The 12,081-nt window shown below is 40.7% G+C and carries 10 protein-coding genes and 1 other annotated feature; all 10 genes read left to right on the top strand.

All coding sequences use genetic code 11. The features are described from left to right. Positions 1-412 precede the first annotated feature (412 nt). On the top strand, positions 413-883 hold the full coding sequence (locus A374_RS17525) for a CtsR family transcriptional regulator (RefSeq protein ID WP_007203583.1): 471 nt from the start codon (positions 413-415) through the stop codon (positions 881-883). A gap of 34 nt (positions 884-917) precedes the next feature. Beyond that, positions 918-1,454: a protein-arginine kinase activator protein McsA gene (gene mcsA / locus A374_RS17520; protein WP_007203582.1), complete on the top strand. Its 537-nt coding sequence runs from the start codon at positions 918-920 to the stop codon at positions 1,452-1,454. Positions 1,455-1,457: 3 nt separating this feature from the next. Beyond that, complete coding sequence (gene mcsB / locus A374_RS17515) at positions 1,458-2,525, top strand: protein-arginine kinase McsB (protein WP_007203581.1); 1,068 nt, start codon at positions 1,458-1,460, stop codon at positions 2,523-2,525. A gap of 24 nt (positions 2,526-2,549) precedes the next feature. After that, positions 2,550-4,982 (top strand): ATP-dependent protease ATP-binding subunit ClpC, encoded by a 2,433-nt coding sequence (gene clpC / locus A374_RS17510; protein ID WP_007203580.1) that lies wholly within the window; start codon positions 2,550-2,552, stop codon positions 4,980-4,982. 257 nt (positions 4,983-5,239) lie between these two features. Then, positions 5,240-6,616, top strand: coding sequence for a DNA repair protein RadA (radA, locus tag A374_RS17505; RefSeq protein ID WP_007203579.1), 1,377 nt, complete (start codon positions 5,240-5,242; stop codon positions 6,614-6,616). A 3-nt stretch (positions 6,617-6,619) separates the two neighbouring features. Next, positions 6,620-7,693, top strand: a complete 1,074-nt coding sequence (gene disA / locus A374_RS17500; protein ID WP_007203578.1) for a DNA integrity scanning diadenylate cyclase DisA — start codon at positions 6,620-6,622, stop codon at positions 7,691-7,693. Between the two features lie 81 nt (positions 7,694-7,774). Next, positions 7,775-8,866 (top strand): PIN/TRAM domain-containing protein, encoded by a 1,092-nt coding sequence (locus A374_RS17495; protein ID WP_007203577.1) that lies wholly within the window; start codon positions 7,775-7,777, stop codon positions 8,864-8,866. Between the two features lie 34 nt (positions 8,867-8,900). Next, on the top strand, positions 8,901-9,587 hold the full coding sequence (gene ispD, locus A374_RS17490; RefSeq protein ID WP_007203576.1) for a 2-C-methyl-D-erythritol 4-phosphate cytidylyltransferase: 687 nt from the start codon (positions 8,901-8,903) through the stop codon (positions 9,585-9,587). Next, a complete protein-coding gene (ispF, locus tag A374_RS17485) occupies positions 9,587-10,072 on the top strand; it encodes a 2-C-methyl-D-erythritol 2,4-cyclodiphosphate synthase (RefSeq protein WP_007203575.1) in 486 nt (161 codons plus the stop codon). The genes ispD and ispF overlap by 1 nt, the downstream gene beginning before the upstream one ends. 42 nt (positions 10,073-10,114) lie before the next feature. Continuing rightward, a complete protein-coding gene (gltX, locus tag A374_RS17480) occupies positions 10,115-11,578 on the top strand; it encodes a glutamate--tRNA ligase (RefSeq protein ID WP_007203574.1) in 1,464 nt (487 codons plus the stop codon). Positions 11,579-11,636: 58 nt separating this feature from the next. Next, positions 11,637-11,862: a binding site (T-box leader), on the top strand. Positions 11,863-12,081: the final 219 nt, after the last annotated feature.

Here is a 12,081-nt window from a genome sequence, read left to right as displayed (position 1 = left end):
GTTGCCGGGCACACATAAAAAAGCACTGTTGGAGAAATCCAGCGGTGCTTTTTTCTATTTAAATTCATGTGTAAAGTTAGTTAAAAGATGCCCTGTTTTCAAAAGAAAAGACTAACAGGCTCTCTCATTCAACAAAAATAGCTCCACTTTCACCTTCTTAAAAAGGCATGGTGCGAAACCTAGTCCAGTCCCTATTCTCTGCTTAGCTCTTCCTCTTGTGAAAAATGAAAAGGTTGTAAAAAAGAGTTCCCAATTTATAGGTTAATTCGTAAAATAACGGGTAATACTTGTGAAGAGCGTTAGCTTCCCCTAAATATAAAAATAGTATTCATTAGTTGCATCGATCCCTAAAAACAAATTATAATAGGTATATATAGTCAAATATAGTCAAAGTCAGAGGGGAGGGACTATGATGAGAAATGTATCGGACATTATTGAGGCCTACTTAAAGCAAGTAATCGCTGGTTCAAACGATCAGTTTATTGAAATTAAACGAACAGACATCGCTGAAAAATTCCAATGTGTACCTTCGCAAATTAATTATGTTATTAATACACGCTTTACATTAGAAAAAGGTTTTGTTGTTGAAAGTAAGCGTGGCGGAGGCGGATATATTCGAATTATTAAAGTGACTGCAGAAGATTATGTACATTTAATTGATCAGCTAATGCTATTAATAAAAGATAAAATCTCTCAAAGCAATGCAGAAAATGTCGTTCTTCGTTTACATGATGAACAAATTATTTCTGAACGAGAAGCGAGAATTATGCTAAGTGTAATCGATCGTTCTGTACTTCATATGTTGGACCTTCCTGCTCGTGATCAGTTAAGGGCTGAATTATTAAAATCGATGATTCGAACATTAAAATTTAGAACCAGATAAGGTTGAATCACATTTATTATAGGGAGGCGTAACGATGTATTGCCAGGAGTGTCATGAACGGCCTGCAACTTTGCACTTCACGAAGATATTAAATGGTCAGAAAATGGAATTTCATATTTGTGAGCAATGTGCAAAAGAAAAAGGAGAATTCCTTCCGGGGTCGAATAGTTTCTCTATCCATCAACTGCTGTCAGGTTTGCTTTATGGGGATTCGGCAATCCCTGGGGCAGCAGGAGCAGGTTTACAGCCTTCCACAGGTTTATCGTGTCCAGAGTGTGGAATGACCTATCAACAGTTTGCCAAAACAAGTAGGTTTGGTTGTAGCCAGTGCTATCGAGTTTTTGATCCGAAACTCGACTCCGTCTTAAGAAGATTGCACGGCGGAAATACAAAGCATGCCGGCAAGATTCCGAAGCGTCTAGGAAATGGTTTGCAAGAAAAACGCGAAATAGAAAAATTAAAGCAAGCTATGCAGCAGTATATTGTACATGAGGAGTTTGAAAAGGCGGCAGAGACACGCGATCGTATCCGCCAAATTGAAAAACAAATCAGTGAAGGTAAGGGGGAATAGCACATGTCCTTGGAACGATTCATCTCAGAAGCAATTAGTCCATGGATGAAAGAAGATGGACCAGATTCGGACATTGTGCTTAGCAGTCGTATTCGCTTAGCCCGTAATCTTGAGCAGTACACATTCCCATCGGTTGCTTCTGAAGAAGATGCAAAAGCGGTTGTTCACAAACTTGAACAAACTTGTGGTGGCCAATTATATGGCGACTATGGTCCGTTTGAAATTTTATATTTAAACACGCTAAACCCATTAGAAAAAAGGGTATTAGTAGAGAAACACTTAATTAGCCCGAATTTAGCAGAGGAATCAACGTATGGAGCTGTTCTTTTAAATAAAGAAGAGTCCGTGAGCATTATGATCAATGAAGAAGATCATTTGCGCATTCAGTGCTTGTTTCCGGGATTGCAATTAAGTGAAGCTTTAACGCTAGCTAGCGGATTAGATGACTGGATTGAAGAAAAAGTGGACTATGCATTTGACGAGGAACGAGGGTATTTAACAAGTTGCCCGACAAATGTAGGCACAGGTTTACGTGCTTCAGTTATGATGCATTTACCTGCACTTGTGATTACAAAGCAAATTAGCAGAATTATTCCAGCGATTAATCAGCTTGGCTTAGTCGTTCGAGGTATTTATGGAGAAGGGACAGAAGCGCAAGGAAATGTGTTTCAAATCTCTAACCAAATGACACTTGGAAAATCGGAAGAAGATATCGTTGAAGATCTTCGAGGCGTTGTGTTACAGCTTATTCAGCAAGAGAAAGCAGCTCGTAAAGGTTTACAAGAAGCTTTACGCATTCAACTAGAAGATCGTATATATCGGTCCTATGGTGTATTGGAACATAGCCGCATTATTCAATCAAAAGAAGCTAGTCAATGTTTATCAGACGTTCGACTAGGGATTGATCTTGGATTTATTGAAGGCATCTCGCGCTCAATTTTAAATGAGCTAATGATACTTACTCAACCTGGTTTTTTACAACAATATGCGAATGAACGCTTAACGCCGGAAGAACGAGACATTCGTCGCGCTACGTTAATTCGTGAAAGACTGAAATTAGAAGAAGGTTAATTATAAATGGGAGTGTGATTGAATATGATGTTTGGTCGATTTACAGAACGAGCTCAAAAGGTACTTGCGTTAGCGCAGGAAGAGGCCATTCGATTGGGTCATAATAACGTAGGCACAGAGCACATCCTCCTCGGTTTAATTCGTGAAGGAGAAGGAATTGCCGCTAAAGCACTTCACGTGTTAGGACTGGGTCCAGAAAAGATTCAAAAAGAAGTAGAAACATTGATTGGACGGGGGCAAGAATCCGTGCAAACCATCCATTACACTCCTAGAGCTAAAAAAGTCATCGAGTTATCAATGGATGAAGCAAGAAAACTTGGTCATTCTTATGTAGGCACGGAGCATATCCTCCTTGGTCTGATTCGTGAAGGAGAAGGAGTTGCAGCACGCGTACTAAATAATTTAGGTGTTAGCTTAAATAAGGCGCGTCAGCAAGTATTGCAATTGCTAGGCAGTAATGAAGCTTCTTCTAATCATCGTGGTTCGTCTGCTAATGCAAACACGCCGACATTAGATTCATTAGCACGTGATCTAACAGCGGTTGCCAAGGATGGCAGCTTAGATCCGGTCATAGGTCGTGCTAAAGAAATTCAACGTGTAATCGAGGTGCTCAGTCGTCGTACAAAAAACAATCCTGTGCTAATCGGTGAACCGGGTGTTGGTAAAACAGCGATTGCAGAAGGACTTGCGCAACAAATTATTAATAATGAAGTGCCAGAAACGTTGCGAGATAAGCGCGTTATGACGCTTGATATGGGTACGGTTGTTGCCGGGACGAAATATCGAGGCGAATTTGAAGATCGTTTGAAAAAAGTAATGGATGAAATTCGCCAAGCAGGCAACATTATTCTATTCATTGATGAACTTCATACGTTAATTGGTGCGGGAGGCGCAGAAGGAGCGATTGATGCTTCTAATATCTTAAAGCCAGCTCTTGCCCGTGGCGAACTGCAATGTATTGGTGCTACTACGTTAGATGAGTATCGCAAATACATCGAGAAAGATGCAGCATTAGAACGCCGTTTTCAGCCAATTACCGTAAATGAGCCAACAAAAGATGAAAGCACACAAATTTTACAAGGACTACGTGATCGTTACGAAGCGCATCACCGTGTAAAAATTACGGATGAAGCGATTGAAGCTGCGGTTACTTTATCCGATCGTTATATATCCGATCGTTTTTTACCAGATAAAGCGATTGACCTCATTGATGAGGCAGCTTCAAAAGTCAGACTTCGTTCGTATACAGCTCCTCCAAATTTAAAAGAACTTGAAGTGAAGCTTGAGGAAGTTCGTAAAGAAAAGGATGCCGCTGTACAAAGCCAAGAGTTTGAAAAGGCTGCGTCCTTACGCGATACAGAGCAACGACTGCGTGAAGAGTTAGAGAAGACGAAGAATGTTTGGAAAGAAAAACAAGGGCAAGAAAATACTGAAGTTACACCAGAAGATATTGCTCAAGTTGTTTCTAGCTGGACGGGAGTGCCTGTTGCCAAACTAGCTCAAGAAGAAACAGAACGTCTGTTAAAGCTTGAGGAAATCTTGCACAATCGTGTCATCGGCCAAGATGAAGCTGTTCAATCCATTTCTAAGGCCATTCGTCGTGCCCGTGCTGGCTTAAAAGACCCGAAACGCCCAATTGGTTCATTTATTTTCCTCGGTCCAACTGGTGTGGGTAAAACAGAGCTTGCGCGTGCCGTAGCAGAGTCCTTATTTGGAGATGAAGATGCGATTATTCGAATCGATATGTCTGAATATATGGAGAAGCATACTACGAGCCGTCTCGTTGGTTCACCTCCAGGTTATGTTGGCCATGAAGAAGGCGGTCAATTAACAGAAAAAGTACGTCGTAAACCGTACTCGGTTATTCTGTTAGATGAGATTGAAAAAGCGCATCCGGAAGTATTTAACATCTTATTGCAAGTACTAGAAGATGGTCGTTTAACGGATTCTAAAGGACGTACAGTAGACTTTAGAAACACGGTTGTTATTATGACATCCAACGTTGGTGCTAGCACGTTAAAACGCAATAAAACGCTTGGATTTACCGTGCATAGTGAAGATCAGCAGTATAGCGATATGAAGAGTAAAGTGATGGATGAGTTGAAAAAAGCGTTCCGTCCAGAATTCTTAAACCGGATCGATGAAATTATTGTGTTCCATGGACTTGAGAAGAAGCATTTAAAAGAAATCGTTACACTCATGGCCGATTCTCTTATTCAGCGTTTGCGCGATCAAGATATTGAGATCGAATTAACAGACGCCGCACTTGATAAGATTACAGAAGAGGGATATGACCCAGATTATGGGGCGCGACCATTGCGAAGAGCGCTTCAACGTAAAATTGAAGATCGTCTCTCTGAAGAGTTATTGCGCGGCAACATTAGCAAAGGGAATGTAGTGAAAATTGATGTTGATAACAATGAATTTGTTGTTGAGACAGTTGGAGCAGGTTCCTAAACTTTCAGAAATATGATAATTGGTTTACAAAACCCGGAAGGCAGTCACGTCTTCCGGGTTTTTAGCGAATTTATGTGTAACAAGCTCCCTTTTTACAAATAACCTACAATTTGGAAGGGACTTTCATGTAAATTCCAATTGCCCCGATTGGAAAGAATCACTATATGTTTGTTAAAATAAAGAAAGCAACGGTTCCACCAAAATCATACAGGAAAAAGGGCATCTTTTGAAGAATGCCTTAAATAGAGGAGAACGGCATGGCCAAAAACAAGTCTGTGTTTATGTGCCAGGAATGCGGCTATGAATCGCCAAAATGGATGGGGAAATGTCCTGGTTGCCATCAATGGAATACGATGGTAGAAGAAATCATAAAAAAAGAAGTACAAACACGAGGTTTATCCTCTACGTCAGCTTTAGGTACAAAACAAAAGCCACAATCAATCGTGTCTATTAAAAGCGAACAAGAGCCTCGAATTAACACTCATACAGGAGAGTTAAATCGTGTGCTTGGAGGTGGCATTGTCCCTGGTTCACTTGTACTCGTTGGGGGTGACCCCGGTATCGGAAAATCAACACTTTTACTACAAACTTCTGCTAAATTAGCACAAACTGGGCAAAAAGTGTTGTATATTTCTGGAGAGGAATCGGTTAAACAAACGAAACTTCGTTCGGATCGTCTTCATATAGCTGCTGATGAGTTATATGTATTGGCAGAAACTGATCTTGATTTAATAGAAAAGTCGGTGGAGGAAATCGCACCGACAGTTGTAATCATTGATTCAATTCAGACAGTGTACAGACCTGAGGTGACTAGTGCGCCGGGTAGTGTTTCACAAGTTCGCGAATGTACGAGTCACTTTATGAGAATTGCAAAAACAAAGGGAGTGGCGATTTTTATCGTCGGACACGTTACGAAAGAAGGCGCTATTGCTGGACCTCGTATGCTTGAGCATATGGTCGATGCAGTACTCTATTTTGAAGGAGAGCGTCATCATACGTATCGGATTTTGCGCGCTGTAAAAAACCGATTCGGATCAACAAATGAAATCGGTGTATTTGAAATGAAAGAAATTGGACTATCCGAAGTCACCAATCCGTCCGAAATATTTCTTGAAGAGCGCTCTAAAGGTGTTGCCGGATCGACTGTTGTGGCGTCTTTGGAAGGTACACGGCCTATGTTAGTAGAAATCCAGGCACTTATATCGCCAACTAGTTTTGGAAATCCTAGAAGAATGGCTACGGGCATTGATCATAATCGCGTATCGCTTTTAATGGCTGTGTTGGAGAAAAGAGTCGGTCTTCTTCTCCAAAATCAAGACGCCTATATTAACGTAGCGGGTGGTGTTCGCTTAGATGAACCTGCTGTGGATTTAGCGGTAGCGGTAAGCATTGCGTCTAGTTTCAAAGATTCATCAACGAGACCGACGGATGTCATGATTGGCGAGGTAGGGCTAACGGGTGAAGTAAGACGTGTATCTCGCATCGATCAACGCATTCATGAAGCGGCCAAGCTAGGATTTGAACGAGCGATTATTCCGGATAAGAATATTGGCGGGTGGACTATTCCAAAAGGCATCGAAGTGATTGGGGTGTCAACAGTCGAAGAGGCGTTGCACTATACTTTAGGAGGATAAGGTATGGATCATATTTTAAGAGAAGCAATTATTAGTAATATGCTGCAGCTCGTTGCACCTGGGACGCCATTACGCGAAGGTATTGATAACGTGCTGCGTGCAAACACTGGGGGATTAATCGTCGTTGGCTATAATGATAAAATTACGCAAATCGTCGATGGGGGTTTTTCGATTAACTGTAAGTATTCCCCGGCCTCCTTATACGAACTAGCTAAAATGGATGGAGCGATCATTCTTAGTGAGGATGCATCTCGTATTTTAAATGCGAATGCTCAGCTTGTACCGGATACGTCGATCCCTTCAACGGAAACGGGGATTCGACATCGAACAGCGGAGCGTGTGGCCCGTCAAACAGGTAATCTTGTTATTTCAATTTCACAACGGCGAAATGTCATTACCTTATATCAAGGTGTTATTCGTTATTCGTTAAAAGATATTGGCGTTATTTTAACGAAAGCAAACCAAGCCATTCAGACGTTAGAGAAGTATAAGGTTGTCTTCGATCAAAGTGTAACAAACCTAGGCGCTTTAGAATTTGAAGAGCTTGTTACGTTTCATGAAGTGTCTCAAGTCATTCATCGCATCGAAATGGTTCTAAGAATAAAAAGTGAAATCATAAAGTATGTTAATGAGCTAGGAATAGAAGGTAGACTTATTCGCATGCAGATGGAAGAGCTCGTGGCCAATATTGAAGACGAAGCGGTCATGCTTATTAAAGATTACGCAAAAGATAAAAAGCAAGATGCGGCCCATATTCTTCGTCAATTGAAAAAGCTATCAAGTGATGAGCTTTTTGATGAAAATGTCATTGTGAAACTACTAGGTCATTCACCATCCGTTACAAATCAAGAAGAAACTGTTCATCCGAGAGGCTATCGTATTTTATCAAAAATTCCACGTCTGCCCAATCATATTGTCGAGAATTTAATTAATACTTTCGAAAGCATGCCGACGATCTTGCGCGCAACGATTAAGGAATTAGATGAGGTAGAGGGAATTGGAGAAATTCGCGCCAAGAAAATTAAGGATGGCTTGCGTCGCATTCAAGAACAGTTGTTTGTAGACCGCCATATATAAAGTAAATAAATTTTTTCATTTTATGAAATACATGTTTCAAAACAAGTAAACTGTAAATAATGGTTAAGGGAGGTGAAGCGCATGCTAAAAAGGTTTGTACAATTGTTTTTTATTGTAGCGGGCGGCATGCTAGGTTATATATTTGTCCCTGACTTAATTGCTGTATTAAATATAGGTGTGACGCCGTCAGAGCTGACGTCTTCATACGTAGGAGCAGTATTAGGGGCACTTGTATTTTTCTTATCAACGTTTTGGGTAACTGATTATCTTGTTGGATTGATTCGTTGGGTGGAGGAAACGGTTGTTAAAGCACCAGCACCTGATGTTTTATTTGGTACGATTGGCCTTATATTTGGACTTATTGTGGCGTTTTTAATTCAATTGCCGCTTAATAACATTAACATTGTTGTTTTAAGCACGATTTTACCAATCTTCCTAACTGTATTGCTCGGGTATTTAGGTTTTCAAGTCGGGTTTAAGAAACGTGACGAGCTTATTCATTTATTTTCAATCGGACGTGGTGGCAAAGACCGAAAGCGTGAGGCAGACGAAGAAAAGGTAAAAGGTAAATACAAAATACTTGATACGAGTGTAATTATTGACGGTCGGGTAGCGGATATTTGTCAAACAGGATTCTTGGAAGGTCCACTTATTATTCCTCGTTTTGTGTTGGAAGAACTTCAACATATTGCTGACTCTTCCGACGTATTAAAGCGTAATAGAGGAAGACGAGGACTTGATATTTTAAATCGCATTCAAAAAGAACTGTCAATAAAAGTGGAAATTTATGAAGGTGACTTTGAAGATGTGAGCGAGGTAGATTCTAAGCTCGTTAAGCTGGCACAACTTTTATCAGGTGTTGTAGTAACCAATGATTTTAATTTAAACAAAGTATGTGAACTTCAAAATGTGTTAGTATTGAACATAAATGATTTAGCAAATGCTGTTAAACCAATTGTGCTTCCAGGCGAAGAGTTAATCGTTCAAGTCATTAAAGACGGTAAAGAGCATAACCAAGGTGTTGGTTACTTGGATGATGGTACGATGATTGTCGTCGAAGAAGGTCGTAATTATATTGGGAAAACAATTGATGTATTGGTAACAAGTGTTTTACAAACATCAGCAGGACGTATGATTTTTGCGAAACCGAAGCTTTTGGAAAAAGCGTTATAATAGCTTGTTAAAGAGATAAGTGTGGGTGAGAGATGTGAACTATACGGTTGTCATTCCAGCCGCTGGACAAGGAAAACGTATGAATGCCGGCAAGAATAAACAGTGGATTGAGTTAGATGGGAAACCGCTTATTGCACATACAATGACCGTTTTTGAAGAGGACCCTTGGTGTGAGAAAATGATTCTTTCAATCAATGAAAAGGAACAATCCCTTTTTCAAGAGCTTGTTAGCAAGGGCCGTTTTCAAAAACAGGTACAGCTTGTTGCTGGAGGTGCAGAGCGTCAACATAGTGTTCATGAAGGGTTAAAAGCCGCTTCTGATGCTGAGTTAGTTCTCATTCATGATGGTGCACGTCCATTTGTTGAGCAAGAACGTATACATGAACTTGTCAAAAAAGCGATGGAAACGGGGGCGGCGATTCTTGCCGTTCCGCTTAAAGATACAGTAAAAAAAGGCAGTAACGGAATCGTGGATGAAACGGTAGACCGTGCAAGCTTGTGGGCTGTCCAAACCCCACAAGCTTTTCGTCTGCCTATTGTTTTAGATGCGCATGAGACAGCCGCTAAACGCAAAGATCTCGGCACAGATGATGCAAGCCTCGTAGAGAACATGGGTCACCCTGTTTCCATTGTAGAAGGCGATTATACGAATATTAAGCTGACTACAGTTCATGACATACTATTTGCGAAGGCGATTTTAGCTGAAAGGAAGAGGAAATAATGATTCGAGTAGGACAAGGCTATGATGTTCATCAATTAGTAGAAGGTCGTCCGTTAATTATTGGGGGCGTAACGATTCCTTTTGAGAAAGGGCTATTAGGGCATTCAGATGCAGATGTGTTATTACATACGATTACTGATGCTTTTTTAGGTGCAGCGGGTGAAGGGGATATTGGTAAACATTTTCCTGATACGGATGCAGCATTTAAAGATGCCGATTCAAAAGTGTTATTAAAAGAAGCATGGGCGATTGTGAAGAAAAAAGGCTATGAGCTAGGAAACGTTGATTGCACAATTATTGCTCAAAAACCGAAAATGGCTCCCTATATTGAAGAGATGCGCGGCGTAATTGCTTCCCTATTCGATGTGGATCCAGAGGTTATTAATGTAAAGGCTACTACAACAGAAAAGCTGGGCTTTACAGGACGCGAGGAAGGAATTGCTGCGAATGCGGTTGTCCTCATTACAAAAACAGCTGCTAAATGATACAATACGAGTAAGCATAAAAAAGAACGGAGTGGACAGAGAATGTCGAAAGAAGTAAGAGTTCGATACGCGCCAAGTCCAACAGGTCATTTACATATTGGAAACGCGCGAACAGCATTATTTAATTATTTATATGCTCGTCATACAGGTGGCAAATTTATTATTCGTATAGAAGATACAGATCAAAAGCGAAACATTGCCGGTGGTGTTGAAAGTCAGTTAACTTACCTAAAATGGCTCGGAATTGATTGGGATGAAAGTATAGATGTTGGTGGAGAATACGGCCCTTATACACAAATGGAGCGTTTAGATCTTTATAAAAAACACTATGATGAGCTCTTAGCACGTGATTTGGCTTATCCTTGTTACTGTACAGAGGAAGAGTTAGAAGCTGCTCGTGAAGAGCAGATGGCTAAAGGAGAGAACCCTCTTTATTCTGGGAAGTGTCGTCATTTAACGGAAGAAGAGCGTCAGGCACTAGAAGCAGAAGGACGCAAACCTAGCATTCGCATTGCAATTCCAAAGGATCGCACGTTTGCTTTTGATGATCTCGTCAAAGGTCCGGTTTCTTTTGATTCTAATGGTATTAGCGACTATGTCATTGTGAAAAAAGATGGGATCCCAACGTATAACTTTGCGGTAGCTATTGATGATTACTTAATGAAAATTTCACACGTATTACGTGGTGACGATCATATTTCTAATACGCCTAAGCAATTAGTCGTTTACGATGCATTTGGATGGGAGCCTCCGGTCTTCGGTCATATGACGTTAATTTACAATGAAAATCGTAAAAAACTAAGCAAGCGTGATGAGTCAATTATCCAATTTATCGAGCAATATGAGCAACTTGGTTATCTTCCGGAAGCTCTCTTTAACTTTATTACGCTATTAGGTTGGTCACCAGTTGGAGAAGAAGAGATTTTTAACAAAGAGCAGTTCATTGAAATCTTTGATCCGGAACGTTTATCGAAAGCGCCAGCTGTGTTTGATCAACAGAAACTACTATGGTTAAACAACCAATATATGAAAACGTTAGATATGGATACACTCATGGAGCTCTCATTGCCTCACCTTATTAAGGCAGGTCGTGTGCAAGAAAACATGACTGCTGAAGACGCAGCATGGGTTAGAACCTTGCTTGCTCTCTATCAAGAGAAAATGAGCTATGGTTCCGAAATCGTTGAGTTAACAGAGCTGTTCTTTAAAGACCATATTGAATATGAGGAAGACGCGCTTGAAGTACTTAAGGGCGAAAGTGTCCCTCAAGTGGTAGAAGTGTTTAAAGCACAACTTACTGAGCTAGACGACTTTACTCCTGAAGCTGTGAAAGCAGCTATTAAAGCAACACAAAAAGAATCTGGTCAAAAAGGGAAGAATCTCTTTATGCCAATTCGTGTAGCAACAACGGGTCAAACCCATGGTCCAGACTTGCCACAAGCGATTGCTCTTTTTGGAAAAGAAGAGATTTTAAAACGTTTGGATGAAACAGCTTCACGTCTTTAGGAGTGAAAAAAAGTTAACATTTCGTGCGTTGTGTAATATAGTAAAAGAAATGAATAGAGCTAAAGCATCGATGAGGAGAGTAAGCGCCTAATTTTCTTTTGAAGAGAGAACCACCCTAGGCTGAAAGTGGTTTAAGAAAAAAGACGCTGAAGTGCACCTCGGAGCCTTTTGTCGAACAAATACAGTAGATAGAAGCGGGCACTCTACGTTACGGAGATTAAGAGAACAGTGTTTTTAGAAACGCTGTTAATCAGAGTGGAACCGCGCGATAAAGCGTCTCTGTGCATTATGCATAGAGACGCTTTTTTTAATGGCTGATTAATCAGTTATGGATAGTTTTTGGAACTGACGGTAGGCCTCAGGCTTTTCTATGCGGGCTAGCTTCGGCGGACAGAGACTCGGTCGTTTCGCTCTTTCACAAAATGCAAAAAGCGCATTGTGTTCAAGAGCTCCAACGCCTTTCGTCTCTAACCGTCCGCCTCAGCTTTTCTATATAAAAGGGG

Source organism: Fictibacillus macauensis ZFHKF-1 (genome assembly GCF_000269865.1).
In the GTDB taxonomy this organism is placed as follows: domain Bacteria; phylum Bacillota; class Bacilli; order Bacillales; family Fictibacillaceae; genus Fictibacillus_C; species Fictibacillus_C macauensis.
The sequence above is the reverse complement of the archived record's forward strand: the minus strand, read 5'-3'. Positions and strand labels throughout refer to the sequence as shown.